This is a genomic window from Streptomyces sp. NPDC051219 (genome assembly GCF_040682335.1).
Classification (GTDB): Bacteria; Actinomycetota; Actinomycetes; order Streptomycetales; family Streptomycetaceae; genus Streptomyces.
On sequence record NZ_JBFBAS010000001.1, the window covers coordinates 463,485 to 489,649 of the forward strand.

A 26,165-nucleotide genomic window follows, 5' to 3' on the forward strand; every position below is an offset into this window, starting at 1 on the left:
AGCAGGCCGTGCGGCATGTGCCGACAGCGGATCCCCTGCCCTGACACACCCTCAAGCGCCAATAAAATAAGACAACATCGGGAAGTGGCCCAACTGTTCGGGCGATGTGTCCCGATAGGCTCACCCTGCGCTTTACAGAGCCGCACGCCCTGCCCGGATGGTGGAATGCAGACACGGCGAGCTTAAACCTCGCTGGCCCTTCGGGCCGTACCGGTTCAAGTCCGGTTCCGGGCACTGCACGACGCACGGCACGTGACAAGCGGAAACGTCCGATTTCCGCTGTCACTCTCTGCACCGTTGGGCGCACCGTGGGCGCACGGTGCGCCTAGCATCTCGTCCCCGCACGGGCCCGTTCCAGTCGGAGCGGTTCGATGACGAGCCGTCGGCCGAAGTCTTCAAGAAGGCCGTGGACGACAACAAGCAGCAGTGGCCTCCTGGGTGGGTGAAGGGCAAGGGGTACATCGACCCGGCGGCCGGCGACGATGCGCGGTACGTCTTCGAGACGTACGCGCTGGAGTCGATCAAGAACCGGACGGGCGTCGAGGACTACTACCGCGACGCGATCGAGAAGGAGTTGCGGACGTATCTCCTGCCGACGTGCGGGAAGTGCGACGTCCGCAGCACGGAGCATTTCTCAAAGGCGACGGTGTCGGCCTGCGTGAACCAGATGGCGAAGACGAAAGTCTGGCGCGGCTCGGTGCACAAGGAGATGCCTTCAACGGCTCTGTGCCCAGCCGTCGGCGTGCCCGGCCGATCGCGGCGGTCGTCGGCACCCGCCACGACCGCCCCGCGCCACCCAGCCCTTCGCCCAGCAGCCGGGCGACCTCTTCGTATCCCTGCCCGAAGAACAGGCACATCGCGAGGATGAAATAGACCACCACCCGTGCCGGCAGCAGGCGACTGCGCTGCTCGACCCGGCCGGTCTCAGCGATCACCTCATCAACCAGATGAGGCGGAAACGCCTGCGTCAGCACCCCGATCACGATCCGGTCCGACAACCGCTCACCCGCAGGCACCCTGACCTGCCCTACCCTCGCCACACAGAAGACAACGAGGCACAGCCGCCTAAGACCGACCGGCAATAGGCGGCCGCTGTGGGTTCGGTCGAGAAGGCAGGGCGCTCCCTGGTCGACCGCGGCAAGCAGGGACTGAAGCGCTCGGTTGCCTCCGACGCGTGCGGCGTCCCGCTCGGGATCGTCTCCGACGGCGCCAACCGGCATGACTCGCCCCTGCTCGGTCCCACCCTGGACGCGGCGAAGGCTCAAGTCGGCGCGATGCCGACGACGGTCAACGTCAACCTCGACCGCGGCTACGACAGTGCCAAGTCCCGTTCACTGATAACAAGGTTGGGATTCACCGCCGAGATCGCACGCAAGGGCGTACCGGCCCCGATCGAGGCAGGCAAGCGCTGGGTGGTCGAGCGCACGCACTCATGGATGAACGAGCCTCCGTCCACGCCTGCGGCTCAGTCGTGTGCTCGATGTCCTGCCAGTCGATGCACGACGCGCATTCGACCTACCGACTGGCGGGGAGATCGTCCACCGTGGCGCGGGTGCCCAATTCGGGATACGCATAGCTGCGGAGAGCGCCCGTCATCACCGCGCCCTTTCGTCCAGGTGCGTCCTGATGGCGCTTCAACTCAACGACGCGGTCTGAGAGCGCGTTTGAGATCTGTCGTGCCGCAGGCCGTGGGTGCTCGTTGATCTCGACGTGAGCGGTGCTGGGCAGGATTATCCGTCGGACCTGACCGATGAGCAGTGGGCGTTGGTGGAGCCGTTGCTGCCTGCGCCGCGGACGGGGCCGAAGGGCGGGCGGCGGGAGAAGCATCCGCGACGCCGGACGGTGGACGCGATCGTGGTACGCACCGGATGCGCCTGGGCAGCGGCCGGACTGATCGACTCCCAGTCAATACGCACCGCCGACACGGTCCCGAGCATGACTCGCGGCTTCGACGCGGGCAAGAAGGTCAAGGGCCGGAAGCGGTTCATCGTCACCGATACCCTCGGTCTGCTGCTGACCGTCCACGTCGTGACGGCCAGTGTCCAGGACCGCGACGGGGCCAAGCGATCCCTGTTGTGGACACGGCTGGACCACCCCACCGTGCTGAAGGTCTGGGCGGATCAAGGTTTCGCCGGTCGCCTGGTCGACTGGGCGGCCACCACCCTCAAGCGTTCCCTGGAGATCGTCCGCAAGGACCCCGGACAGCGAGGCTTCCAGGTCCAGCCCAAGAGATGGGCCGTCGAGCGCACTTTTGCCTGGCTCACTGCCCACCGCCGCCTGGCTCGCGACTACGAGCACCACACCGCTCACGCCGAGACCATGATCCGCTGGGCCATGATCGGCGTCATAGTCCGCCGGCTCACCCGGCGGGGACCGGCCATCCGGTCAGGACCACGGCCTCTCAGGCACACAGAACCATGAGGCATCGTGCCGCAACACTTGGAAGAGTGCAGCCATGCCCAATAAGCGTCCGCGCAACGCGACACTGGCCGAGATAGTGGCCTCGTTGCCACCGGCCCCGGACCCGCCCGTCGAATGGGTGCGGTCGCCCGCCGGCCGTGAGGAGTTCGTCGACGACGAGGGCCAACTCTGGCGGAAGGTCCGAGGCCCGCTCCACCGACGGCTCACCCAGCGTCTGGCGACCCAAGCGGATGCGCTGATCATCGGAGAAGCCGGCGGAGGAGAATTCCGCCACGTGCCCGCAACTGACCGGCTCGCGGCCTGGAACCAGATCAAGGACCGGCTCATGGCGGACTGCATACCTAGTTACACCCCGTATGAGTTCGTCTCCACAGACGGCCTCACACTCCTCTATATCGAGGAAAGTTGCTGAACACAGCGTCCAGCAGCGGCCTCATGGCAGATCTCAAACACGGTCTGAGGCCTGGGATAGGTCGTACTCCGGGCGCTGTGTGTCCGTCGCGGCCTTCCACTGCATGACGAGTGCCGCACACACGTCGCAACCCGGCGTGGCCTCCGGATGTTCGTATAGCGGGTCGGTGAGCTGAACCGGATCTCTCGTTGTTGTCTCCAACGCCATCTCTGCAGCTCCGCCACGGGCTTTGATGCTTCGACGCTACGGAGCCGAATGTTCTCGCGTCGACGTGATGTTCTCGAATGTTGGCCGAATGTTTCCCTGAAACTCCCGAGAAAGGGGCCGGACATAACTCGGAACATCCGCTGCAACGGCACCGACAGCAGTCAAGGGTCGCGTCTCTCGTTGTCGAACCGTGCAACTCGACTGAAAAGCGCACAGTTGGCGACCGGCTCATCTTGCCAACTGAGAACGCATCAGCCCTGCTCCAGCACCGGCCACTGATCATCCGAAAGATCCCACGCCCCACACCGAGATCATCATGGTGAGGGGCGTGGTCAGGAGCTCAGTTCAAAACACGGCCTGATTAGTTTACCCAGTACCAGTAGTTCGTCAGGTCGTCGGTAGGCACAGTCACCCACTTGACCAGCTGGCCGCTGTAGTCGCATCCCCCCCACGGATTGCGAGCGCCCTGCTCGACCCGGAGGGTCTCTCCGGCCTTGACCGTCCAGTACATGTTTGTCCAGTCATATCCGAGCTGCCTCTCCACGGTGCCGGTGGACCCCGACACCTTGAGGCAGTTTCCACTCCCGCTCGTGTGCGCCATCATGTTCTTGGACCACACGGTTGCGCTCGCCGGAGTGGCGGCCAGGGTACCAAGTGCGGCGAGGCCCGCAACGGCCCCAGCCACTGCTCCGATGCGACGCTTGGTCAGGAAACGCATACTCATATTCCTTTGCTTTGTGCTGCCCTGTCCTCAAGCGGCCCAGGGGCTAACCGAATTTTTACATGCCCCAAGCCTCAAGATCTACCAGCGGTATTCAAAACAGCTATGTCGCCCATCACATAACCAAAGGGCGGCCTTTCTGTCAGTCGTCCTGCCGGCGCTCTCCGAACGTGCATCTGATCATATTTGATTTATCATCAGGATCTGATTCTTTCGCGGTTATGCGGTGAGGTGGAACAAGTCCCGTACGGCCGTGAGCGTTTGTGGGTGGGGGCTGTGCTGTGATGACGTTGGTGATTCGATGGTCGAGGACCTCCCGGCGCAGGGCGGCGTGCATGTCCTCGAAGCTGACGGTGGTCCTTCGTCCTCCCCCTCACCCGGCACGCGGACGAGACGATCGCCGCCCACGCCGACGAGATCGAGCGCATCTCGGAAGAAGGCCCCTACGCGTTCCGCGTCACGGTTCCGCTACCCGAGCGGCAGCCGCCCGATGACCGGCGTCGCCAACTACGGCTCCCGGACCCGGGAGACCCCGCCCGCCCCGGCCGAGCCGCCGGCGACCGCCCGGAGCCCGAGGCCCCGGCGCCCGCACCCGAGCCAGAGCCCGTCCCGGCCGCCCCGGAGCCGCCCCCGGCCGGCTCGGTTGCGAGCGGGTTCCTCGAGGGACCCCGCGAGCGGGCGTGGCAGCGGCAGCAGGTCCGCACGCTCGGCTGGTCGACCGGCCAGGCCGACCTGATGGCCGCGGCGGGCTCGGCACAGCTCCTCTTCGACCGAGACGGCGTTCTGCGCCACTACCCCCGGCCCGGCTGGGCCGGACAGTCCGTCGCGGACGGCCGGATCGAACCGCTCGTGAAGGCCGGGTTCCTCGTTATCACCGAGCCGTACGGCCCCGGCAGCAAGCGCGTCAGCACCACCGTCGACGGCCGGGACGCCCAGATCAAGACGTCGAGCGCGGCCGACGGACGAATCCGATACCAGAACCCCGACGCCAACAAGTCCGCCAAGGATCATGGGCTTCTACCTGCGGGTGCTGCGGCCGGGCAAGGTCCCGGAGGTGTCGCTCATCGGTGTCGCGCTGCTGCTGCTCGCGATCATCGCGGGCGGCTGGGTCGCCGAGTCCTCACTCGCCGGCTTCTTCACGCTGGAGCCGAGCACCCTGGTCATCTGGATGGTGGTGTACGGCTTCTTCGCCTCTGTACTCCCGGTCTGGATGCTGCTGGCGCCGCGCGACTATCTCTCCACCTTCATGAAGGTCGGCACCATCGTGCTGCTCGCGGTCGGCGTGGTGATCGCGGCGCCGACCCTGAAGATGCCGGCGGTCACCGAGTTCGCGGGCAACGGCCAGGGGCCGGTTTTCGCGGGATCCCTCTTCCCGTTCGTCTTCATCACCATCGCCTGCGGGGCGTTGTCCGGATTCCACTCCCTGATCGCCTCGGGTACCACCCCGAAGATGATCCAGAAGGAGACCCAGATCCGGATGATCGGCTACGGCGCGATGCTGACCGAGTCCTTCGTCGCGGTCATGGCGATGATCTGCGCCTGCATTCTCGACCCCGGTCTGTACTTCGCGATCAACTCCCCCGCCGGCGTCCTCGGCACCACGGTGGAATCCGCCTCGCGGGCGGTCGCCAACCTGGGCTTCACCGTCACCCCGGAGCAGCTGACACAGGCCGCCAGGGACGTCGAGGAGGCAACTCTGCTCTCGCGCACCGGCGGTGCGCCGACCTTCGCCCTGGGTATGTCGGACATCTTCTCGGCGGTCGTGGGCGGCGCCGGTCTTAAGGCGTTCTGGTACCACTTCGCCATCATGTTCGAGGCGCTCTTCATCCTCACCACGGTCGACGCGGGAACCCGGGTCGGGCGCTTCATGCTCCAGGACATGCTGGGCAACGTCTACAAGCCGATGAAGCAGGTCAGCTGGAAGCCGGGTGTCTGGTTCGCGAGCGCTGTCGTGGTCGGCTGCTGGGGCTACTTCCTCTGGGTCGGTGTGCATGACCCGCTCGGCGGCATCAACCAGCTCTTCCCGCTCTTCGGCATCGCCAACCAGCTTCTCGCCGCCGTCGCGCTCGCCGTCTGCACCACGCTGCTGATCAAGTCCGGGCGTCTCAAGTGGGCCTGGGTGACCGGCGTTCCGCTCGCCTGGGACGCCGCGGTCACCCTCACCGCGAGCTGGCAGAAGATCTTCTCCGGCGATCCCAAGGTGGGCTTCTTCACCCAGCGCGACAAGTACCAGGCGGGCATCGACGCCGACCAGGTACTGCCGCCGGCGAAGACGATGGAGGAGATGCACACCATCGTGACCAACTCGACCGTCGACGGCGTTCTCTCGGCCCTCTTCGCCGTCCTCATCGTGGTGGTTCTCGCGGATGCGGCCAGGGTCTGCGTGAAGTCGATCCGCGCCCCGGAGAGCATCCGTCTCGCCGAAGTCCCGTACGTCGAGTCGAAGCTGGTCGCGCCGGCCGGGCTGATTCCTACCAAGGAGGAGAAGGCCGAGCTGGCGGCGGCCGGAACCGCTGGTGCGGACCGGGAGGCGGCGGGGAGCGGGAGGGCGTGAGTACCGTGACGGGTATGACAGTGGTCCGTGGCGTGCGACGCTCGGCGGACTGGATCCGCTGGTACGTGGGCGAGGTGTCGGGCGAGTCGGGGTACGACCGCTACGTCGCGCACGCCAGGTCCCACGACCCGGGCGCGAAGGTGATGTCGCGCCGAGAGTTCGAGCGCAGTCGCATGGACGCCAGGGAAGCCGATCCGCGCGAGGGGTTCCGTTGCTGCTGAGCGGTACGGCGCCGGGCCACATCGCCGGCGCCGGCCCGGCCGCGAGGCCTGCTCCGGGCCGCTGAAGCGTCGGCACGCCCCGTGGCGCGGGCCTTCCGTCGAGGTGCTCCTTGTCCGTCCTCGTCGGCACCCGCAAGCGTCGAGGCCCGGCCGCGGTGGGTGCCGTCCCGTTGACTTTCCTCAGAAGTCCCCGGGCATCACACTGGAGGAAGCACTACTTCGAGATCGGAGGGCACCGTGATCGTCCTCGGAATCATTCTCCTCGTCATCGGATTCCTGACCGGCATCTCCATCCTCTGGACCATTGGGATCATCCTCCTCGTCGCCGGAGCGATCCTGTGGGTCCTCGGTTCGATGGGACGCCCCGTCGGCGGACGTCGACACTACTGGTGAGACTCTCCGCCAGGAGAAGCCTCACCGGCCGATGAGACGCCCGGGTCGCGCACCAGGCCATGACCGACAGACGTGCGCGCAACCCTCACAACGCACCTTGCATCACCGCGCTCCGCAGCCGCGTCACACGACGGACCGGCCCGGCTGACGACGCGGGCGTCGGTGCGACTTCCAGTTGCACCCTGGCCTGCGTCTCGGTGCTCCGGCTCCGTTTAGGCCCCCTCGCGCATTCGGCCTCTCTCCGGGTGCGGCCGGCCGCGTCGGCAACCAGACTGGGTGATATGGCAGAGCATCGTCAGGCGCGCCCGCGCTCCTCCACCACTACTCGTACCCGTCGCTCCTCGGCACCTGATCCTGTGCACGCAGCCCACCGTGCGTCCCAGTTGCTGGAAGGTCTGATCAGCCATTGCGTCGAGGGTGTCTCCGCAGTGCGGCGCGAGGAAGAGGGCTGGTGTGTCGACGTGGACGTGCTCGAGGTGGCACGGATCCCGGACACCACAAGCCTGCTCGCCACGTACGAGGTGGAGCTCGACCGGGAGGGCGACCTGGTCGGGTACCGCAGGGTCCGCCGCTACCGCCGAGGTTCGGCCGACGAGTGACTCCTCCGAATCCCGAGACCACCGCGAGAGGACCCCACAACGATGAATACCACCACGACCACGTATGCGGGCGAAGTCGAGTGCCGGCCGCGCTCGGGCAACCTGTACGACGTCCTGGAACTGATCCTCGACCGTGGCATGGTGATCGACGTCTTCGTACGGGTCTCTCTGGTCGGCATTGAGATCCTGAAAATCGACGCACGCATAGTCGTGGCCAGTGTCGACACTTACCTGCGATTTGCCGAGGCGTGCAACAGGCTCGACCTGGAGAGCGACACCCGCAGCACCACGGTGCCAGAGCTGCTGGGCGGCACGGCGGCCCGGAGCATCGGCAAGCGGAAGGTGAAGAAGACGGCCGAGTCGGTGGGCGAGACCGTGCGCAAGGCCGTCGGCGGCATCAGGGATGACGATGAGGACGAAGAGGCGGAGGAGGCGCGGCCGCGTCGTCGCAGCACCACCGCCCGCACCGGCGCCCGCCGCCGGTCTTCGGAGGAGTGAGCCAAATGACGGGGAACGGCATCTACGTCTACGGGATCGTGCGGTCCGGTCGTCGCGTACCGGCAGAACAACCCGGAGTCGGGGGAGTCACCGTCGTCCCCCGGATCGTGCGCGAAGGTTCCGTGGCCGCTGTCGTCAGCGACGCGCCCGCCCAGCTCCGCGCCAGGCGGCGCGATCTGTTGGCCCACCAGAGTCTCCTGCTCGCACTCGCCGACGGAGGGCCGGTGCTGCCGATGCGCTTCGGCACCGTGGCGCCCGACGAGGAAGCGGTGCGCCGGGAGTTGGAGGTCCGAGCACAGAGCCATCTCGACATGATGGAGCGGCTGGCCGGCATGGCCGAGGCCAACGTGAAGGCCATGCCCGCGGCCGACGGACTGGCACGGCTGCTGCGCGAGGACGCATCCGTACGGCGTTTGCGGGAGGAAGCGCGCCGCCGGCCCGGCTACGAGACCGACATCCGGCTGGGTGAAGCGGTCGCCCGCGGGTTGTCCCGGCGGGCCGCGGAGGCGGCCGGGCGCCTGATGACCGAGCTCGTGCCACACGCGACGGCGGCCCATAGGGGAGCGGAGGTCCCCGGATGCGTGCTGAACGTGTCGTTGCTGTTGGACAAAAACGGGTACCGAGCGGTTGAGGCGGTGGTGAATCGTTTCGCCACCACCCACAAGGACCTTGTCGAGCTGAGACTCACAGGGCCGCTGCCCTGCTACAGCTTCGTGGCCCCCGACGCCGCCGCAGTCGGGAGGCGTGGTTGACATGGGCCTCATCACCGGGCTGCTCACACTGCCGTTCGCACCGATCCGCGGCGTCGTATGGATCGCGGAGCAACTGCATGAGACCGCGGACCGCGAGTTGCACGATCCGGCGACGATCCGCGCCCAGCTCGCCGAGCTGAACCGCGCCCTGGAAGACGGCGAGATCGATGTCGAGGAATTCGAGCGTGAGGAAGAGCGACTGCTCGACCTGTTGGAGGAACGCACCCGGCCGGTCGCAGCGTGCTATCCGAAGGGAAAGCAATCATGAATGACGCAACCAAGACCGCACTGGCGGCCGCGGTGGTCGGCGGCTACGTCCTGGGCCGGACGAAGAAGGGCAAGCTCGCCTTCACCGTGGCGACGTACCTCGCGGGTCGCCGGTTCGGGCTCGACCCACGCGAACTCGCCACGGAGGGCATGCGCAAGCTCGGCGAGCTTCCTCAGGTCGCCGACCTCCAGGAACAGGTCCGCGGCGAGCTGATGGACGCGGGCCGCAAGGCCGTCGCCGCAGCGGCCAACCGCAAGCTGGAGTCTCTCGCGGACGCCTTGCAGGAGCGCACACGGTCCTTGGGCAGCAAGGCAGAGCCGGAGCCGGAAGAAGAAGACGAAGAGCTGTACGACGAGGAAGAGGAAGAGCCGGAGGAGGAAGAGGGGGAAGAGGAGCCGACGGAGGAAGAAGAGGAAGAAGAGGAAAAAGAACCCGAGGAGGGGAAGCGTTCCCGGTGGCGCCGCCACCGCGCCGCGCGCAGGCCGCAGGAGGAAGAGGAAGAGGAAGAGCCGGAAGAGGAAGAGCCGGAAGAGGACGAAGTAGAAGAGCCGACGGACGAAGAAGAGCCGGAGGAAGAGCCGGAAGAGCCGGAAGAGCCGGAGGAAGAGCCGGAAGAGCCGGAAGAGCCGGAGGAGGAGGCGGAAGAGCCGGAGGAGGAGGCGGAGCCGGAAGAGGAGGAAGAACCGGAGGAGCCTCCCCGGCGCCGGCCTGCCGCCCGTCGTCAGCCCCGCCCTGAGCGAGCCCCTGGAAGGCCCCGCAAGCGAGCCCCGGCAGGGCCGCCGGCCGCAAAGACACCGCCTGACAAGAAGGCGCCCGCCAAGAAGGCCGCACCCGGCCGGCCCGCCGCCAAGAAGGCGCCCGCGGAGAAGGCCGCACCCCCGCCGGCGGCGAAGAAGACGGCACCTGCGAAGAAGGCCGCACCCGGCCGGCCTGCCGCCAAGAAGGCAGCCGCCAAGAAGGCGCCTGCGAAGAAGACGGCCGCAAAGAAGGCACCGGCGAAGAAGACGGCCGACGGCCCCCGCAAGAGTGCCGCCAAGAAGACATCCTCGCGTGCGCAGCGCCGGAGGTGACGGCTATGGCGAAGAGTGAGAAGGACAACTCCGGCAACGTCGGTTCCGGCCTGAGTCGGTTGCGGGAAGAGCTCGGCGGCTTTCTCGGCGCCCAGGCGCAGCGCTTGGCGGAGACGGCCGGTGGCAAGGTGACCGACGCCACCGACCGGCTGAGTGAGGCGGCGAAGGAAGGCGGCACGTTGCCCCGGATCGGGGGCCGGATCCTGGGAGGCGAGTCGCCGATCGGCGCCGCTTTCAAGGAGAAGGCCAAGGACGTCAAGGACACCGTGGTCGACAAGGTCAAGGGAGCCGTCGGCGGAGGAGGCGGCCGCGGTTCCGGTGACGTCAAGGTGATGAACATCGTCGAGCGGATCGACGTCGGCCTGCCGTTGCGCACCGTCTACGACCACTGGACCCAGTACGACAAGTTCAGCAGCTTCACCAAGGGTGTCCGGGACGTCTCGCGATCCGACGAAACCGCCAGCGACTGGAAGGTGAAGGTCGGACCCTCCACCCGCTCTTGGAAGGCAACGGTGCAGGAGCAGGTCCCTGACGAGCGCATCGTGTGGACGTCCGAAGGAGCCAAGGGCACCACCCGCGGCGCCGTCAGCTTCCACGAGGTGACGCCGACCCTCACCCGCGTCGTGGCCGTGGTCGAGTACTACCCGGCCGGCTTCTTCGAGAAGACGGGCAACCTCTGGCGTGCCCAGGGGCGCCGGCTGCGCCTGGACCTCAAGCACTTCCAGCGCTTCGTCTCCCTCACCGACAAGGAGCCGGAAGGCTGGCGCGGGGAGATCCGCGACGGCGAGGTGGTCCGCAGCCACGAGGAGGCAGTGGAGGAAGAAGAGAGCCAACAGGACCAGGAGGACCAGGAGTACGAGGACGAGGACGAGAACGGCGAGGAGTACGAGGACGAGGACGAGGGGGACGTCGAGGAGGACGAGGACGAGGGGGACGTCGAGGAGGAGGGGGACGTCGAGGAGGACGAGGAGGAGGACGAGGACCTCGAACCCGGCGAAGCCGACGAGGAGGACGAGGACTGGGAGTACGAGGACGAGGAAGAGGAAGAGCCTGAGGTGGCCCGTTGACGGATCTCGCGCCCTACGAAGCCGCCCCCGGCCCCAGCACCTCCAACCTCGCAGACATCCTCGAACGCGTCCTGGACAAGGGCATCGTCATCGCGGGCGACATCAAAATCGATCTGCTGGACATCGAACTGCTCACCATCCGCCTGCGCCTGTTCATCGCCTCGGTCGACACGGCGAAGAAGGCGGGGATCGACTGGTGGGAGACCGACCCGGCGCTGTCCTCCCGTGCCGCCCGCTCCCAGCTGGCCGAGGAGAACGAGCGCCTTCGTGAGCGCCTGGAGCTCTTGGAGGCCGGGACGGCGGAGACCGCCCCCGTGTCCGAAAGAAAGGAACGACGCAGCAGATGACGGCGCCCACCGCCTCCGAGACCCACACGTCCACGGCTCTTGCCACCGATACGTACGTCTTCGCAGTCTGCCGCCGGACCGACCCGGCCGCTCTGACGCGCCTGCCGGGCCTCGCCGAAGGGGCCCCGGTGCGGGCGTTGCCCTTCCGCACGCTGGTCGCGGTCGTCCAGGACGTGCCGTCCGCCGAGTTCTGCGCGCAGGCCTGGCAGGAGCGGTTGGCCGACCCGGCCGACCTGGAACGCTGCGCCCGCGCACACCACGAGGTGGTGTGCGCGGTGGCTGCCACCGGGCCGACCGTCCCCCTGGCACTGGCCACCCTCTACCACGGCGACGAACGGGCCCGGCAGGCTCTCGCCGCGGACGCCGCCCGCTTCAGGGCGGCGATCGCCCGCATCACGGGGCGGGTCGAGTGGGGCGTCAAGGTCTACGCCCCCCGGCAAGCGCCCTCCCCGGGACCCGTGTCTCCGGCGGGCCAGGGCCCAGCGCCCGCCGGGGCGGGACGCGCCTACCTGGAACGGATGCGCAACCAGCATCACACCCGCCGCGAGCGGCAGGACGCGGCCCTGCGTATCGCCGAGGACGTGGACACCGTCATGCGCGGCATGGCCACCGACGCCCGACGGCTGCGCACCCACGAAGAACTGCCGGCAGCGGGCGGGGGCAGGCGCACCCAGATCCTCAATGCCGCCTACCTCGTCGAGGAGTCCCGCGCCGACGACGTCGCGGTCACCGTGGAGACGCTGCGCCGCCGGACCGGGGCGGACATCGAGCTGTCCGGACCATGGGTGCCGTACTCCTTCGCGGGCGGAGGCATGGGCGATGCGGACAACTGAGCCGGTCCCCTGGGACGCCGACGACCCCGCCCGCGCCCCCATCGGCGTCCCGCTGGTCGACCTGCTGGACCGGCTGCTGGCCACCGGCGTGGTCGTCAGCGGCGATCTGGTCATCGCGATCGCGGAGGTGCCGCTGGTCCGGCTGTCGTTGCACGCCCTGCTCTCCTCGGTCAACGAGCGGGTCCCCGCACCATGGGCCGACGGAGGCCCGCTGTGACCGACCCCCGACTGGACGTGGACCCGGACAAGGCCGGCCAGGACCTGGTCGGTCTCGTCCTGACCGTCGTGGAACTGTTGCGGCAGCTCATGGAACGGCAGGCCGTCCGCCGCGTGGAGGAAGGCGGCCTGACCGACGACCAGGTGGAGCGCATCGGCACCACGCTGATGATGCTTGATCAGCGCATGAACGAGCTGTGCGAGCAGCACGGCCTCGGCCGCGAGGACCTCAACCTCGACCTCGGCCCCCTGGGAACGCTCCTTCCCCGCGACTGACCCGGGACCTGCCGCCGAGGCGTGATCGCGCCTCGGCCGGTCGGGGGGTGCGTGTCACCCGCTCGGCGGTGGCTGTCTGTGATCGGGAGGCGAGGGGTGGCACCCTCGGTGAGGGGCGTGCCGGTGCAAGTCCGGGGCACGCTCCCACCAGGGAGGGGAGGGCCGCCGGGCAACAGGGGCGAAAGATCCTCCTGGAGCACTAGGGTGCTTCTTTTGCTTACGCATTACTCTTGAGCCAAGGCCGCGCAGTGTGGCCACGGAGGAGTGAAATGAGGAGCAGTAACCCGGTCTTCTCGCGACGGGGGTTCAGCCGCGACAACGGCTACGCCGGCTTCAACGCGCAGCAGCCGCAGGCCGGGGGCCCCGTGGTGGGCACCCAGGGCAGCCCGTACGCCCAGGGGACCGCAACCAACCCGTACGCGACCAACCCGTACGCCCAGCAGGACCTGCAGACCGGCGCCCCGCAGGCGCCCGCGCGCACCGGCGTGATGACGATCGACGACGTCGTGGCCCGTACCGCCATGACGCTCGGCACCGTCGTGCTGACCGCCGTGCTGGCCTGGGTCCTCCTCCCGGTCGATCCGGCCAACCTCGGCACGTCCTACGGCATCGCCATCGGCGCTGCCCTGGTCGCGCTGGTGCTGGCGCTCGTCCAGTCCTTCAAGCGCAAGCCGTCGCCCCCGCTGATCCTGGCGTACGCCGCCTTCGAGGGTGTCTTCCTCGGAGTGATCAGCAGCGCCGTCTCCACGTACATCGCGGACGGTGTGGTGGCGCAGGCGGTGCTCGGCACGATGGCGGTGTTCGCCGGCGTGCTCATCGCCTACAAGATGCGCTGGATCCGGGTCACCCGCCGTTTCTACGGCTTCGTGATGGCCGCGGCCATGGGCTTCATCCTGCTGATGGCCGCGAACCTGCTGTTCTCCGTCTTCGGCGGCGGTGACGGCCTCGGCTTCCGCAGTGGCGGCCTCGGCATCATGTTCGGTGTCATCGGCATCATCCTGGGCGCGTGCTTCCTCGCCCTCGACTTCAAGCAGGTCGAGGACGGCGTGGCGTACGGCGCTCCGCGCGAGGAGTCCTGGCTGGCGGCCTTCGGCCTCACCATGACGCTGGTGTGGATCTACCTGGAGATGCTGCGGCTGTTCTCGATCCTGCAGGGCGACGACTGACGTACCGCTGTAGGTGCGCGCAGCACCTGTGGACGCAGCACGAAGGGCCCGCGGACTTCCGCGGGCCCTTCGTCGTGAGGAAACGAGCTCAGCGCAGTTTGCGCGCGGCGCGCCTCAGGTCGTACTCGTGGATGATCGCTTTCGCATGGCCATAGGCCAGATCGTGTTCACTGCGGAGCCAGCTGACCTTTTCCTCGAAACGGAACAGGGCTGGGCCTTCGTCGACGGTGCGAATCCAGTCGGAGACTTCACGACCGGTGCAATGAGGGATACGAGAGAGCAGGTTCCGGTGGGTTTCCTCGGAGAAGACTTGGGACATCGGCGCCTCCGGACGCATTGCGCGTACTGGTCCTTCACGACACCGTGCCTGAGCGTTGGCCCGTTGGCAACAGTCCCGCACGGGCGCGTAGGGTCGCGGCGTGCTGGATACAACGCCGCTGACGGCTGCCGTGGACCGATTCGCCGACCGGCTGAGGGCCGCCCCGCAGAGCCGGCTGCAGCGCGGAGCCGCGGCCGAGGGCCTTGCCCTGGCCAGGGAACTCGCCGTACGGGCCCAGCAGCTGGAGGCTCCTGGCCGGGACCCGCGGATCATGCCGGACGCCGGGATGTTCGTGGTGGCGGACCAGGTCTGCGTCGCGGGCCATGATTTGGCGGAGGCACTGAAAACGGCCCCGTCGGCGTCAACTTCGAGTGACGTGAACGAGGCCGTGCGGCTGGTGGAAGCGGCCGCGACGCGGGCGCTTGGCCCGGGTCGCCGGGCTGACGGCTAGAGGGACGCGATGACGCGGTCCGCGAGGATGTAGACGCTGTCCTCGCCGCACGAGAACGTCAGGGCGTACGCACCGGAGACGCCCGAGCCGCCCAGCAGGACCGGCGCGCTGCCGTCCCGGAGGGCCGCGGCGAGGCGCTCGGCGGTCTCGCGGTGGCCCGGGGTCATGCAGAGTGTGGTGCCGTCGGCGAAGACGTACACGTCGAGCGTGCCGAGCGGGCCGGGCCGGACGTCGGCGAGGGCGGTGCGGGCCTCGGCAAGCTCCTCGAGGCGGTTCACCGTGCGCTCGTGGTCGCCCAGCGGAGACGGCTGAGCCGGTACGAAATCGGGGTGCGAGGGGTGGCGGCGACGGGCCGCGGCCAGCTCGGGAGAGTCCTCCGCGAACTCGGCGACGGGCTCGTCGTCCAGCTCCAGCAGGGGTTCGAGGCCCACCAGGTCGGCCTGGCGGGGCAGGAAGAGCGGGGCGTCCTCGCCCAGCCCGTGCAACCCACCCAGCAGCGAGGGGGCGTCCGCGGCGTCGCGGGTCTCTTGTGCCGCCCAGAACGCGCGGGCCTCGGCGAGCTCGCGCTCACGCTCCTCGGCGAGGGCCTCGGCGACGGCCGCCCGTATCTCCGCCGGGGTGTCGAGGGCGGTGCGGGCGGCGGGTACGAGGGGGCCGCGGGTGTGGCCGACCGCGGTCAGCTCGCCGCGCAGGGCGGTGACCTGCTTGCGCAACCCGTGAGCAGCGTGCAGGGCGGCGCCGCCCACGGCGGTGGCAGCGGCCGTGGTCAGCAGCAGGGCAAGAGACATGGCGCTCACTGACGTTCTCCCGGTTTCTGTCGATCCCCCCGGACTTCCTACATCAGAGTGTCGTGGTCTGGGAATGGTTGTCAGTGCATTACGTCACGAATTGGACAGTTCTTTCAACCCCGCGTTTACTCCTGTGATGGTTCTGACCTGCGGAAACGTATCTCCCCCAGGAGAAAGGTCACATCCTGGGGGAGATTCGGTCACGGGTCAGGAGCGAGGGGGTTGGCCGGGCGCCCCGACGACCATCACTTGTGGTTTTGAGCCAGGCGCACGGATCAGCGCGGCTCGGTCGGGTACCGGCTCGAGCCCGCCGGCTCAGGCGCTCAGCTCAGCCGCTCGATGACCATGGCCATGCCCTGGCCGCCGCCCACGCACATGGTCTCCAGGCCGAACTGCTTGTCGTGGAACTGGAGGCTGTTGATCAGCGTGCCCGTGATGCGCGCGCCGGTCATGCCGAAGGGGTGGCCCACGGCGATCGCGCCGCCGTTGACATTGAGCTTGTCGAGGTCGACTCCGAGGTCACGGTAGGACGGGATCACCTGGGCGGCGAACGCCTCGTTGATCTCGACCAGGTCGATGTCATCGATGGTCAGGCCCGCGCGCTGCAGCGCCTGCTTGCTGGCCTCGACCGGGCCGAGCCCCATGATCTCGGGCGACAGGCCGGTCACACCAGTGGAGACGATCCGGGCCAGCGGGGTCAGACCGAGCTCCCGCGCCTTGGTGTCGCTCATGATGACCAGCGCGGCGGCGCCGTCGTTGAGCGGGCAGCAGTTGCCGGCCGTGACGAGGCCGTCGGGGCGGAAGACGGGCTTGAGGCCCTCCACGCCCTCCAGGGTGACTCCGGCGCGCGGGCCGTCGTCCTTGGAGACGACAGTGCCGTCCGGGGTCGTCACGGGCGTGATCTCGCGCGCCCAGAAGCCGTTCTTGATGGCCTCCTCGGCGAGGTTCTGCGACCGTACGCCGAACTCGTCCATGTCCCGGCGGGTCACACCCTTGAGACGGGCGAGGTTCTCGGCGGTCTGTCCCATCGCGATGTACGCGTCGGGGATCAGGCCGTCCTCGCGCGGGTCGTGCCAGGTCGAGCCCTCGGTCTCGGCGACGGCGGCGGTGCGGGCCTCGGCGTCGGCGAAGAGGGGGTTGTGGGTGTCCGGCAGCCCGTCCGAGGACCCCTTGATGCTGCGGGAGACCGTCTCGACGCCGGCGGAGATGAAGACGTCGCCCTCGCCGGCCTTGATGGCGTGCAGCGCCATGCGGGAGGTCTGCAGGGACGAGGAGCAGTATCGGGTGATGGTGCAGCCCGGCAGGTGGTCCATGCCCATCTGCACGGCCACGATGCGGCCGAGGTTGTGGCCCTGCTCGCCGCCGGGGAGGCCGCAGCCGAGCATCAGGTCGTCGATGTCGCGCGGGTCCAGCTCGGGCACCTTGGCGAGCGCGGCCCTGATGATCTCGGCGGTGAGGTCGTCGGGCCGCACATCCTTCAAGGACCCCTTGAAGGCGCGACCGATGGGGGAACGGGCAGCAGAGACGATCACGGCTTCGGGCATTACGGCTCCAGAAGGCTCAGGGGACACAAGGCGGGACTGAGTGGGAAGTTACCCGTACGTATCGCTCAGGTCACCGGAGTGACCGTGTGATGCGGGCCTCTTTTCTAAGCGCTCGCTCAGTCCATGATGCCGCAGCCGCGCCGCCCGCCGTGCCGTTACGGCCGCCGGGGCGACGCCGCCGGCTCCGCCGGGGCGGCCGGGTCCGTAACGGCCGGCAGCCGGCGCCGGCGCCGGTGCTTGAGCAGGGCCCACGGGGCGCGCGCGCCGGTGACCTCGGTGCCCGCCTCGGAAGCTGCCGCCGAGGCGGCCTTCGCGACCGGCAGCATGTCCTCGTCGCGCGACGCGTCCAGCCGGTCCGTCTCCGGCCACAGGCCGAGCGAGGCGCACAGGGTCGGCAGCACCGCCATGGCCGCGGTCGCGTACCCCTCCGCCGAGGGGTGGTAGTTGTCCGGGCCGAAGAGCTCGCGCGGGTTGGCCGCGAACTCCGGGCCGAGCAGATCGCCCAGCGAGACCGTGCGGCCACCCTGTTCGATCACACCGATCGTCTGCGCGGCGGCCAGCTGACGGCTCACCCGACGGGCCAGCCAGCGCAGCGGCTGGTACACCGGCTCGATCGTGCCCAGGTCAGGGCAGGTGCCGACGACGACCTCGGCTCCGGCCGTCCGCAGCCGGCGCACGGCGGCGGCGAGATGCCGGACGGACTGGGTGGGCGGCATCCGGTGCGTGACATCGTTGGCACCGATCATGATCACGCAGACGTCGGGGCGCCGGGTCGGGTCCGCCAGCAGCAGCATGACCTGGCGGTCCAGGTCGTTGGACATGGCCCCGGGCAGCGCGACATTGCGCAGCTCCACCTGGCGCTCGGCCACGGCCGCCAGCCCCGAGGCCAGCAGCGCTCCGGGCGTCTGGCGAACCCGGTGGACGCCCTGCCCGGCCGCCGTGGAGTCGCCCAGCATCCCGAACCGGAGTGGGGGGCGGGCGCGGCCGAAGATCGTTCCGTACAGTCCGTCCGCACAGGGTGGATCGGCGTGTCCCCCCCCGACCGTCCGCTTCGCCAGCTGCACCTCGGCGATTACCAGTCCGACCGCCGCCGCCCCCAGGAGGCCGATCCCGCCTCCGCCGTACGCCGCACCCGTAGCGATGCGCCGTGCCACCCTCGCTCTCGACACAGTCCCCGCCACCTCCTCGTAGCCGCTCAAGAGCTAACTGCCCCGTAGCGGCGGTCGTCCAATCACTTTCCGCATACGCTGGCGACATCTCACGGAGTAGCCGGAGACCCCGGAGACCGCTTCCCTGGAGAACAAGGTGCAATTCCACGACTCGATGATCAGCCTCGTCGGCAACACCCCGCTGGTGAGGCTCAACAGCGTGACCGAAGGGATCCAGGCGACCGTCCTGGCCAAGGTCGAGTACTTCAACCCCGGCGGGTCGGTCAAGGACCGTATCGCCGTGCGCATGATCGAGGCGGCGGAGGAGAGCGGCGCGCTCAAGCCCGGCGGCACGATCGTCGAGCCGACCAGCGGCAACACCGGTGTCGGACTCGCCATCGTGGCCCAGCAGAAGGGCTATAAGTGCATCTTCGTCTGCCCCGACAAGGTGTCACTCGACAAGATCAATGTGCTGCGCGCGTACGGCGCGGAGGTCGTCGTCTGCCCGACTGCGGTCGACCCCGAGCACCCCGACTCGTACTACAACGTCTCGGACCGGCTGGTCCGCGAGACGCCGGGGGCCTGGAAGCCCGACCAGTACAGCAACCCGAACAACCCCCGTTCGCACTACGAGACCACCGGTCCCGAACTGTGGGAGCAGACGGACGGGAAGATCACACACTTCGTCGCGGGCGTCGGCACGGGCGGCACGATCGGTGGCACCGGCCGCTACCTCAAGGAGGTCTCGGAGGGGCGCGTGCGCAACGTGGGCGCCGACCCCGAGGGCTCGGTGTACTCCGGCGGCTCCGGCCGTCCGTACCTCGTCGAGGGCGTCGGTGAGGACTTCTGGCCGACCGCCTACGACCCCAGCGTGGTGGACGAGATCATCGCGGTCTCCGACAAGGACTCCTTCCAGATGACCCGCCGCCTCGCCAGGGAGGAGGGCCTGCTCGTCGGCGGCTCCTGCGGCATGGCGGTCGTGGCGGCGCTGCGCGTCGCCGAGCGCCTCGGCCCGGACGACGTGGTCGTCGTCCTGCTGCCGGACAGCGGCCGCGGCTACCTCAGCAAGATCTTCAGCGACGAGTGGATGGCGGGCCACGGCTTCCTCGAGGAGGCGGGCCCGGCGGCGCGCATCGGCCAGGTGCTCGCCGACAAGCAGGGCGGACTGCCCTCACTCGTGCACATGCACCCGGAGGAGACGGTCGGCCAGGCGATCGAGGTGCTGCGCGAGTACGGCGTCTCGCAGATGCCGATCGTCAAGCCGGGCGCCGGCCACCCCGACGTCATGGCGGCGGAGGTCATCGGCTCGGTCGTCGAGCGCGATCTGCTGGACGCGCTGTTCACGCAGCGCGCGTCGCTCGGGGACCCGCTGGAGAAGCACATGAGCGCGCCACTGCCGCAGGTTGGTTCCGGTGAGCCGGTGGGGGACCTGATGGCCGTACTGGGCCAGGCGGACGCGGCGATCGTGCTGGTCGAGGGCAAGCCGACCGGTGTGGTGAGCCGGCAGGACCTGCTGGCCTTCCTGGCGAAGGGCACCAAGTAGCGGAGGAACGGGGTCCGTTCCCCGAAGGAGACCGCGGCCCGCTCGGGAGGACCGGGGCCCGTTCCGGAGGACCGAGGTCCGCTCGGCTTCGCGAAAGTGGTACGAGCGCGACACGTTGCGGCAGCACCCGCTTAACACGGGTCCGGCACATTGGTGGTTGTCGGCAGGCAGGAACATGCACGAACCGCCGGCAACCACGAACGGCGCCAAGGACCTCCGGAGCGGCTCCCGGACCTCCATGACGCCATGGACGCGGCAGACCGGCCCTGACCCGGCCCGTGTCCTCGCGGGGACCGCCGTCGTCCCGCCCCCCGGGCCACCGGGGGTGCGGCGGTCCCCGCCCACCACTCCCTCGTCGCTCAGTCCTCCCAGTCGGACCGCTGGCCGGTTCCCCGGCGGCGGCGGAACCCCGGCCACCCCCGGAACGCGTAGACCGCGTTGACCCCGACGATGCCGGCCCAGGTGACGACCAGGCCCTCCAGGTCAGCCTGCACCGCACCGATCGCCGAGAGCGGGATGGCGAGGATCATCGTGATGATGCCGAAGCCGAAGCGCTCGCCGAAGTTCCCGTCCACGACGTGCGGGGAACGGGCGCCTCGGGCGGCCACCATCTGCTGCTCGGCGAGCTGACGGCGTACGCGCCGGTCCACCGTTCCGTCCAGGCGCTGCTCGACCTTCTCCAGGAACGAGTCGAGAAGGGCGGACTCGTACTCCGGCCCCAGTTCCCTGCGCGCCTGCAAGGTGGCGTCGAGTTCCTTCTTGAGCTCTTGGTCACGGGCTTCCATGCGTCCACGCTACGGGCCGGGCCGGCTCGGCACAGTGGGGATAGCCCCAGTATCGGCGGGGGAGCCGGAGCCGGCTCGGGCCACTTCCCGCAGCGCCCCGGGCCTGCGGTAGACGTACGGCGGCGGCTGCGCCGCATCCGCCGTCCCGCCGGCCGTCGCCCGCAGGAGACCGTGGTCCGGGGACAGCCCGCACGCCGGGTCGGTACGGCCGGCGTCCCCGGTGAGCGCGTACGCCTGGCAGCGGCAGCCGCCGAAGTCCTCCTCGCGCCGGGAGCAGCTGCGGCAGGGGTCGGCCATCCAGTCGGTGCCCCGGTAGCGGTTGAAGGCCCTGGAGTGGTCCCAGATCCAGGACAGCGGCCGGTCGCGGATGTTCGGCGGGGCCAGGTCCGGCACAGAGGCCGCGGCCGGGCAGGGCAGGACCGTGCCGTCCGGGGCGACGGTGAGCGAGACCGCTCCCCATCCGCCCATGCACGGTTTCGCCACGCCGTCGAAGTAGTCGGGAACCACCCAGACCAGCTCGGGCCGACCGGGGGCCAGCCGCTCCCGCCACCGCTCGACGGCCTCCCGGGCGCGGGCGAGCTGGTCCCGGCCGGGGAGCAGCGCGGCGCGGTTGAGCAGGCCCCAGCCGTAGAACTGGGTGTTGGCCAGCTCGATGCGGTCCACGCCCCAGGACAGGCCGAGTTCCACGATGGCGTCGATGGCGTCGAGGTTCTCGCGGTGCAGGACGACGTTGAGACCGAGCGGGAGGCCCATGCCCCGTACCAGCGCCGCGGCCCGCTCCTTCGCGGAGAAGGACGGGCGCCCGGCGATCCGGTCGGAGGCACGCGCGTCGGCGTGCTGGACGGACAGCTGGACGCTGCGCAGCCCGGCATCGGCCAGTGCGGTCAGCCGGGCCTCGTCCAGACCGGTGCCGCTGGTGACCAGCTGGGTGTAGATCCCGGCGGCTTCCGCCGCGGAGACGATCTGCTCCAGGTCCGGGCGCAGCAGCGGCTCGCCGCCCGAAAGGTGGGTGTGGACGACCCCGAACTCGCCGGCCTGACGCATCAGGTCCGTCCACTGCTCGGTGGTGAGCTCGCGGGACCGGCGCGTGAGTTCCAGCGGGTTGGAGCAGTACGGGCACTGGAGCGGGCAGGCGTGGGTCAGTTCGGCCAGGAGGGCCCAGGGGCGGGCCGGTGCGCCGGCCGGAGCGGAAGCGGTCATTGGAGCCAGCCCTCCTTTCGCAGCTGGTCGAGGAAGGACGGGACGTCGGTGGCCACCGGAGCTCCGGGGAAGCATTCGGTGAGCTCGTCGACGATCCCGCCCACGCTGCGGGTGCCGTCGCACAGGCCGACGACCATCGCGGCCCGGCCCGTCAGGACGACGACGCGTTCTGGCAGGACCAGCAGGTCCGCGCCGCGCACACGGTCGTGCCGCAGCACGATGACGGGGGCCAGTACGGGCCGCCAGTCGGTCTCGGGCACCGTCCTCACGCCTGCTCCCGGCGGGCCGCGTGGTCCACGGCGTCCAGCAGTGACCACAGGACGTCGCACTTGAAGCGGAGCGCGGCCACGGCGCGTTCCTGGTCGTCCCGGGTACGGGCCCAGCGCAGGACGAGGTCCAGCGCTTCGGCGCTGTCGCGCCGGCCCTGCGAGACACGGGTGCGGAAGTAGGCCAGTCCGTCGGCCTCGATCCACGGGTAGTGGCGTTCGAAGGCATCGATGCGGGTGCGCATGAGATCCGGGGCGGACAGTTCGGTGAGCGAAGCGGCGACGGCCTCGAGGGGTGGGCTCAGGCGGCAGAAATTGACGTAACCGTCGACCGCCAGCCGTACGCCCGGCAGCACGGTGTCGGCGCGGAGCAGGGTCCCACGGTCAAGGCCCGCCGCCTCCCCGAGCCGCAGCCACCGCTCGATGCCGCCCTCCCCGTCTGCCTGCCCGTCGTGGTCCTGGATACGGCGCAGCCACATGCGGCGCAGCGCGGGGGTGTCCAGCTTGGCGGTGATCAGGGCGTCCTTGACGGGGATGTGGCGCTGGTAGTGGAAGCGGTTGGCGATCCAGCGCCGGACTTCCTCCGGGCTGAGGTCGCCGCTGTGCATACGCAGGTTGAAGGGATGACGGTCGTGGTACCGCTCCTCCCCCACCGCGCGCAGACGTGCCTCGAACTCGGCGGGGCTCCAGAGCTCCGCGCGCGGGGCGAGTGCCGTGGTCACAGCTCGATCTCCATCCCGTCGTGCGCCACCTCGATGCCCAGCCGGGCGAGCCGCTTGTGCTGCGGTGCCGCCGGGTCGACGAGGGGATTGGTGTTGTTGAGGTGCGTGTAGAGGCACCGGGCGGCCAGCGGCGCCAGGAGCTCGGCGGTGCCGCCCGGCCCGTCGATGGGCAAGTGCCCCATGCCGGTGGCGGTGCGGGAGGAGATGCCGGCGCGGCGGGGTTCCTCGTCGTCCCAGAAGGTGCCGTCGACGATGACGAGGTCGGCCTCGGCCGCGGCCTGTTGGAGGCGGTCGGGCCACGCGGCCAGGGCGGGGGCGTAGACGGCGGACGCGCCGGAGACGGAGTCGTACAGGCGCAGCGCGACGACCCACGCGTCGTCGTCCGGGGCGTCGGCGGCGTACCGCGGGCGCTTGCCGGATACCGGGATTCCGCTGATCTGGACGGTGGACGTGCCGCCGTCCAGCGACTCCGCGCCGCGCCGTGGCAGCTCCCGCCAGGTCACGGAGGTGTACGGGCCCAGCACCGCGCCGAGTTGCAGACGGTCCCGGAGGGCCCGGCGGACCGGGGACGTGGCGAGTACCTGGAGCCCGTCCGCCTCACGCAGCCGCGCGATGCCCAGGGTGTGGTCGAGTTCGGCGTCGGTGAGGACCAGTCCGGCGACCGGCGTCTGCCGGAGTCCGGGGCCGGGGTGGAGGCCGGGCCGGGCTTCGATCTGGTCACCGATGTCGGGTGTCGCGTTGACGAGGTACCAGTGGCCTTCACCCGCCCGGACGGCGAGGGAGGCGTGGCGGCGGCGCCAGCGCGGGTGGGCGCGTGCCCCGGAGCACCCGGGGCACGCGCAGTTCCACTGGGGGATTCCGCCGCCTGCGGCGGTGCCGAGCACCTGCAGCAGCATTGCGTCGGCTAGCGGGAGTTGAGGGAGTAGCCGGTGACCTCCAGCGCGGTCTCGACGACCATGTGACCGGGCGTCTGCCAGGTGGTGGCCTCCGTCTCCTCCGCAGCGGTCTGCCTCAGCTCCGTCTGCTCCATGGTTTCGTTCATCGGTTCTTCCTGCCTTTCCGTTGGGGAACTGTGTGGGGATTGGTCCGGGACTACTTGATGGTCACCTTGAGGATCAGGTCCCTGTCGGCTCCGCGTCCGTTGGTGCCCAGCCAGAGTTCGTCCTCACCGGGGACCTTCGCGATGGCGCGCAGCCGGCCGTAGGTGCCCTTGTAGAACTGTGTTGCCGACCCGACGCGTTCGTTGTTCCCGTCGATCGGTACGCGCCACAGCCGCTTCCCGCGCAGGGTCGACACATAGATGACGTTGCGCACGATCGCGAGCTGGCTGGGCACCCCTTCCGCCGGCCTCCAGGTCTTCTTCGGGTTCGTCATGCCCGCGACGCCGCAGGAGCCCTGGCAGGTTGGCCAGCCGTAGTTGGCCCCCGGCTTGATCAGGTTGAGCTCGTCGAACTTGCCCTCGCCGATCTCCGCCGACCACAGCCGTCCGTTGCGGTCCCAGGCCAGGCCCTGAGGGTTGCGGTGGCCATAGCTGTAGACGCGGTTGCCGAACGGATTGCCGGGCGCCGGAGCGCCGCTCTTGGTGATCCGCAGGATCTTTCCGTTGAGCGAGCTCTTGTCCTGGGCGAGTTTCTTCTTCCGGGCGTCGCCTGTCGAGACGTAGAGGTATCCGTCGGGCCCGAAGGCGAGCTTGCCGCCGTTGTGGTCGCCGCCCCGCTCGATTCCGCTGAGCACGGGGGTGTAGTCCGTGAGCGACCTGCCGTCGTAGCTCATCCTCACCACCCTGGTGTCGCTCGCCGTGGTGTGCATGAAGTACACGCGCCTGTCCGTGGTGCCGTTCCAGGTCGGCGAAGGAGCGACACCCAGGAGCCCGCCGTTGCCATGAGGCTTGCCGGGACCGGCGAAAGTGTGCGGCACCTTGCCGAGCTGTTTCTTGGAGCCGTCGCGTCCCAGCCGGGCGACACGGTAGGTGTGGCGCTCGGTCGCCAGCGCCGAGGTTCCGTCCGGCATGAAGGCGATGGTCCACGGCCCGGTCCAGCTCTCGGAGAACCTGCTGACGCCGGCCGGGGCGCCACCGTCGGTGGCCGCGCCGAACGCGGCGTCCCCTGTCGGGTTCGCGGTGGACGGCGCCGCGGCCGCGGACTCCGCCACGCCGGTTGTCAGGATCGCGGTTATCGCGGTGAGGGAAGCCATGCCCCTGAGGAGGGGCTTACGGGGGGATCTGCGGGAGGAGTGCTGAGCCGGGGGACTTGTCCGTGCCATTTCGACACCTTTCCGTTCTGCATCGGATGGCACGCGTGAGGGCCGGAAAAGGACCAGGTGAGCGGCCAACGGTATGTCGTCGCGACGTTCTGCTGAGGATTCTTGACGGTGTGTGAGCGGCGTGCCACTCGGGTTCACCCGTCCGGAAGCCCTTGCCCGGTCCTCCTCGGCTGCATATGGTCATGCAGAGTGCACTGTGACTGAATAGGTGCCGATAGGAGGCGTGATGTCGCTCAGGGGGATGACGTGACCGACAGCCCGGCAGCGCGCCTGCAGCAGCTCTTCGAGGGGCGTCGGCTCACCCCGACACAACGGCGTATCGCGCACTGCATGGTGCGCAGAGCCGCCGACGCGCCGTTCCTGTCGAGCGTCGAGCTCGCCGAGCTGGCAGGCGTGAGCCAGCCCTCCGTCACGCGCTTCGCGGTCGCGCTCGGCTTCGACGGCTATCCGGCGCTGCGCAAGCACCTGCGCGAGGTGGCCCCGGCGGAGCCCGTGGCCACCACCGACGCGTACAACGAGTACCAGCAGGCCGTCCATGCCGAGATCGAGAACCTTCGGCACCTCGCCTCGCTGCTGGCCGACCCGGATCCGGTCGAGAAAGCGGGCCGGCTGCTCGCCGCGTCCCGGCCGCTGCCCGTACTCGGCCTGCGGGCCGCATCGTCGCAGGCGCGCGGCTTCGCGTACTTCGCGGGCAAGGTCCACCCGGACGTACGGCTGCTGGACGAGGGCGGCTCGATGCTGGCCGACCGTATCGACGCGGCGGTGCGTGCGGGGGCGACCACGCTGCTCTGTTTTGCGCTGCCACGGCATCCGCGGGAGGTCGTCGAGGCGCTGGCGCACGCCCGGTCGGCCGGCCTGAAGGTGGTCACGGTGGCGGACTCCGCGTTCGCCCCGGTCGCCAAGTACTCGGACCTGCTGATTCCGGCGGCGGTGGGGACCGGCCTGGCCTTCGACACGGCGTGCGCGCCGATGCTGCTGGGGCGGGTGCTGCTGGAGGCGATGTGCGACTGCCTGCCGGACGCGCAGGCGCGGCTGGAGGAGTTCGACACGAAGGCGGCGGCCCGCGGGCTGTTCGTCGAGTAGTGCGCGCCGAGTAGTGCGCGCCGAGTAGCGCGC

At 69.4% G+C, this 26,165-nt stretch carries 32 protein-coding genes, 1 tRNA gene and 2 pseudogenes; 21 read left to right on the forward strand and 14 right to left on the reverse strand.

The window, feature by feature from the left end:
- The first annotated feature begins 151 nt into the window (after positions 1-151).
- Positions 152-234 (forward strand) — tRNA-Leu (locus AB0M62_RS02190).
- Positions 235-521: 287 nt separating this feature from the next.
- Here AB0M62_RS02190 and AB0M62_RS02195 read toward each other — a convergent pair.
- Positions 522-1,220: a transposase domain-containing protein gene (locus AB0M62_RS02195; protein ID WP_366072137.1), complete on the reverse strand. Its 699-nt coding sequence runs from the start codon at positions 1,218-1,220 to the stop codon at positions 522-524.
- Here AB0M62_RS02195 and AB0M62_RS02200 point away from each other — a divergent pair.
- From AB0M62_RS02200 to AB0M62_RS02210, 3 genes and pseudogenes are all read left to right on the forward strand, one after another.
- Positions 1,107-1,442: pseudogene (locus tag AB0M62_RS02200) on the forward strand (transposase); the annotation flags it as partial. The gene AB0M62_RS02195 and the pseudogene AB0M62_RS02200 sit on opposite strands and share 114 nt — an antisense overlap.
- A gap of 268 nt (positions 1,443-1,710) precedes the next feature.
- Entirely contained in the window at positions 1,711-2,421 is a 711-nt protein-coding gene (locus AB0M62_RS02205; RefSeq protein ID WP_366072138.1) for a transposase, read from the forward strand.
- Positions 2,422-2,455: 34 nt separating this feature from the next.
- Positions 2,456-2,833, forward strand: a complete 378-nt coding sequence (locus AB0M62_RS02210; protein WP_366072139.1) for a hypothetical protein — start codon at positions 2,456-2,458, stop codon at positions 2,831-2,833.
- Positions 2,834-3,401: 568 nt separating this feature from the next.
- Here AB0M62_RS02210 and AB0M62_RS02215 read toward each other — a convergent pair.
- Positions 3,402-3,758 carry a hypothetical protein gene (locus tag AB0M62_RS02215; protein WP_366072140.1) on the reverse strand — a complete coding sequence of 119 codons (357 nt, stop codon included), beginning with the start codon at positions 3,756-3,758 and terminating at the stop codon, positions 3,402-3,404.
- Between the two features lie 510 nt (positions 3,759-4,268).
- Entirely contained in the window at positions 4,269-4,772 is a 504-nt protein-coding gene (locus AB0M62_RS02220) for a hypothetical protein (RefSeq protein WP_366072141.1), read from the reverse strand.
- Between AB0M62_RS02220 and AB0M62_RS02225 the strand changes: the two are divergent.
- The 14 genes and pseudogenes from AB0M62_RS02225 to AB0M62_RS02290 all read left to right on the forward strand — a co-directional run.
- A pseudogene (locus AB0M62_RS02225) lies at positions 4,771-6,315 on the forward strand (carbon starvation CstA family protein); the annotation flags it as partial. The gene AB0M62_RS02220 and the pseudogene AB0M62_RS02225 overlap by 2 nt on opposite strands.
- A gap of 14 nt (positions 6,316-6,329) precedes the next feature.
- Positions 6,330-6,536, forward strand: coding sequence for a YbdD/YjiX family protein (locus AB0M62_RS02230; RefSeq protein ID WP_366072142.1), 207 nt, complete (start codon positions 6,330-6,332; stop codon positions 6,534-6,536).
- A 237-nt stretch (positions 6,537-6,773) separates the two neighbouring features.
- Positions 6,774-6,929: a DUF6131 family protein gene (locus tag AB0M62_RS02235; protein WP_366072143.1), complete on the forward strand. Its 156-nt coding sequence runs from the start codon at positions 6,774-6,776 to the stop codon at positions 6,927-6,929.
- 281 nt (positions 6,930-7,210) lie between these two features.
- Positions 7,211-7,528 carry a gas vesicle protein GvpO gene (gvpO, locus tag AB0M62_RS02240; protein WP_366072144.1) on the forward strand — a complete coding sequence of 106 codons (318 nt, stop codon included), beginning with the start codon at positions 7,211-7,213 and terminating at the stop codon, positions 7,526-7,528.
- A gap of 42 nt (positions 7,529-7,570) precedes the next feature.
- Entirely contained in the window at positions 7,571-8,026 is a 456-nt protein-coding gene (locus AB0M62_RS02245; protein WP_366072145.1) for a gas vesicle structural protein GvpA, read from the forward strand.
- 5 nt (positions 8,027-8,031) lie between these two features.
- Complete coding sequence (locus AB0M62_RS02250; protein ID WP_366072146.1) at positions 8,032-8,778, forward strand: GvpL/GvpF family gas vesicle protein; 747 nt, start codon at positions 8,032-8,034, stop codon at positions 8,776-8,778.
- Between the two features lies 1 nt (position 8,779).
- Complete coding sequence (locus tag AB0M62_RS02255; RefSeq protein ID WP_366072147.1) at positions 8,780-9,046, forward strand: gas vesicle protein GvpG; 267 nt, start codon at positions 8,780-8,782, stop codon at positions 9,044-9,046.
- Entirely contained in the window at positions 9,043-10,116 is a 1,074-nt protein-coding gene (locus tag AB0M62_RS02260; protein ID WP_366072148.1) for a histone protein, read from the forward strand. Before AB0M62_RS02255 ends, AB0M62_RS02260 begins: the two co-directional genes overlap by 4 nt.
- A gap of 5 nt (positions 10,117-10,121) precedes the next feature.
- A complete protein-coding gene (locus tag AB0M62_RS02265; RefSeq protein WP_366072149.1) occupies positions 10,122-11,183 on the forward strand; it encodes an SRPBCC family protein in 1,062 nt (353 codons plus the stop codon).
- Positions 11,180-11,530 carry a gas vesicle protein gene (locus tag AB0M62_RS02270; RefSeq protein WP_366072150.1) on the forward strand — a complete coding sequence of 117 codons (351 nt, stop codon included), beginning with the start codon at positions 11,180-11,182 and terminating at the stop codon, positions 11,528-11,530. Before AB0M62_RS02265 ends, AB0M62_RS02270 begins: the two co-directional genes overlap by 4 nt.
- On the forward strand, positions 11,527-12,363 hold the full coding sequence (locus tag AB0M62_RS02275; protein ID WP_366072151.1) for a GvpL/GvpF family gas vesicle protein: 837 nt from the start codon (positions 11,527-11,529) through the stop codon (positions 12,361-12,363). The genes AB0M62_RS02270 and AB0M62_RS02275 overlap by 4 nt, the downstream gene beginning before the upstream one ends.
- Positions 12,350-12,580, forward strand: coding sequence for a gas vesicle protein (locus tag AB0M62_RS02280; RefSeq protein WP_366072152.1), 231 nt, complete (start codon positions 12,350-12,352; stop codon positions 12,578-12,580). Before AB0M62_RS02275 ends, AB0M62_RS02280 begins: the two co-directional genes overlap by 14 nt.
- Positions 12,556-12,855: a gas vesicle protein K gene (locus AB0M62_RS02285; RefSeq protein WP_366072153.1), complete on the forward strand. Its 300-nt coding sequence runs from the start codon at positions 12,556-12,558 to the stop codon at positions 12,853-12,855. Before AB0M62_RS02280 ends, AB0M62_RS02285 begins: the two co-directional genes overlap by 25 nt.
- A 269-nt stretch (positions 12,856-13,124) precedes the next feature.
- Positions 13,125-14,021, forward strand: a complete 897-nt coding sequence (locus AB0M62_RS02290; protein ID WP_366072154.1) for a Bax inhibitor-1/YccA family protein — start codon at positions 13,125-13,127, stop codon at positions 14,019-14,021.
- 88 nt (positions 14,022-14,109) lie between these two features.
- On the opposite strand, the gene AB0M62_RS02295 is transcribed toward AB0M62_RS02290, so the two are convergent.
- The gene (locus tag AB0M62_RS02295) at positions 14,110-14,340 is read right to left on the reverse strand and encodes a DUF4287 domain-containing protein (protein ID WP_366072155.1); all 231 of its coding nucleotides are present in this window, start codon (positions 14,338-14,340) and stop codon (positions 14,110-14,112) included.
- A 100-nt stretch (positions 14,341-14,440) separates the two neighbouring features.
- On the opposite strand from AB0M62_RS02295, the gene AB0M62_RS02300 reads away from it, so the two are divergent.
- Positions 14,441-14,791: a hypothetical protein gene (locus AB0M62_RS02300; protein WP_366072156.1), complete on the forward strand. Its 351-nt coding sequence runs from the start codon at positions 14,441-14,443 to the stop codon at positions 14,789-14,791.
- On the opposite strand, the gene AB0M62_RS02305 is transcribed toward AB0M62_RS02300, so the two are convergent.
- From AB0M62_RS02305 to AB0M62_RS02315, 3 genes are all read right to left on the reverse strand, one after another.
- Complete coding sequence (locus AB0M62_RS02305; protein WP_366072250.1) at positions 14,788-15,579, reverse strand: hypothetical protein; 792 nt, start codon at positions 15,577-15,579, stop codon at positions 14,788-14,790. The two genes, AB0M62_RS02300 and AB0M62_RS02305, sit on opposite strands and share 4 nt — an antisense overlap.
- A 323-nt stretch (positions 15,580-15,902) precedes the next feature.
- Positions 15,903-17,123: an acetyl-CoA C-acetyltransferase gene (locus AB0M62_RS02310; protein ID WP_366072157.1), complete on the reverse strand. Its 1,221-nt coding sequence runs from the start codon at positions 17,121-17,123 to the stop codon at positions 15,903-15,905.
- 155 nt (positions 17,124-17,278) lie between these two features.
- Complete coding sequence (locus tag AB0M62_RS02315; RefSeq protein ID WP_366072252.1) at positions 17,279-18,277, reverse strand: SGNH/GDSL hydrolase family protein; 999 nt, start codon at positions 18,275-18,277, stop codon at positions 17,279-17,281.
- Positions 18,278-18,428: 151 nt separating this feature from the next.
- On the opposite strand from AB0M62_RS02315, the gene AB0M62_RS02320 reads away from it, so the two are divergent.
- Entirely contained in the window at positions 18,429-19,814 is a 1,386-nt protein-coding gene (locus AB0M62_RS02320) for a cystathionine beta-synthase (RefSeq protein WP_366072158.1), read from the forward strand.
- A gap of 359 nt (positions 19,815-20,173) precedes the next feature.
- Here the strand turns inward: AB0M62_RS02320 and AB0M62_RS02325 are convergent, their stop codons facing one another.
- From AB0M62_RS02325 to AB0M62_RS02355, 7 genes are read right to left on the reverse strand one after another with little or no spacing between them, the layout of a single operon-like run.
- Positions 20,174-20,599, reverse strand: a complete 426-nt coding sequence (locus AB0M62_RS02325; protein ID WP_366072159.1) for a hypothetical protein — start codon at positions 20,597-20,599, stop codon at positions 20,174-20,176.
- Positions 20,600-20,608: 9 nt separating this feature from the next.
- Complete coding sequence (gene pqqE, locus AB0M62_RS02330; RefSeq protein ID WP_366072160.1) at positions 20,609-21,799, reverse strand: pyrroloquinoline quinone biosynthesis protein PqqE; 1,191 nt, start codon at positions 21,797-21,799, stop codon at positions 20,609-20,611.
- Positions 21,796-22,068 carry a pyrroloquinoline quinone biosynthesis peptide chaperone PqqD gene (gene pqqD, locus AB0M62_RS02335; protein ID WP_366072161.1) on the reverse strand — a complete coding sequence of 91 codons (273 nt, stop codon included), beginning with the start codon at positions 22,066-22,068 and terminating at the stop codon, positions 21,796-21,798. The genes pqqE and pqqD overlap by 4 nt, the downstream gene beginning before the upstream one ends.
- Entirely contained in the window at positions 22,065-22,787 is a 723-nt protein-coding gene (gene pqqC / locus AB0M62_RS02340) for a pyrroloquinoline-quinone synthase PqqC (protein ID WP_366072162.1), read from the reverse strand. The genes pqqD and pqqC overlap by 4 nt, the downstream gene beginning before the upstream one ends.
- Positions 22,784-23,683: a pyrroloquinoline quinone biosynthesis protein PqqB gene (gene pqqB, locus AB0M62_RS02345; protein WP_366072164.1), complete on the reverse strand. Its 900-nt coding sequence runs from the start codon at positions 23,681-23,683 to the stop codon at positions 22,784-22,786. Before pqqB ends, pqqC begins: the two co-directional genes overlap by 4 nt.
- An 8-nt stretch (positions 23,684-23,691) precedes the next feature.
- Positions 23,692-23,829 (reverse strand): pyrroloquinoline quinone precursor peptide PqqA, encoded by a 138-nt coding sequence (locus AB0M62_RS02350; RefSeq protein ID WP_366072165.1) that lies wholly within the window; start codon positions 23,827-23,829, stop codon positions 23,692-23,694.
- A gap of 50 nt (positions 23,830-23,879) precedes the next feature.
- Entirely contained in the window at positions 23,880-24,980 is a 1,101-nt protein-coding gene (locus tag AB0M62_RS02355; protein WP_366072166.1) for a PQQ-dependent sugar dehydrogenase, read from the reverse strand.
- 315 nt (positions 24,981-25,295) lie between these two features.
- On the opposite strand from AB0M62_RS02355, the gene AB0M62_RS02360 reads away from it, so the two are divergent.
- Positions 25,296-26,132 (forward strand): MurR/RpiR family transcriptional regulator, encoded by an 837-nt coding sequence (locus AB0M62_RS02360; RefSeq protein WP_366072167.1) that lies wholly within the window; start codon positions 25,296-25,298, stop codon positions 26,130-26,132.
- The last annotated feature ends 33 nt before the right edge of the window (positions 26,133-26,165 follow it).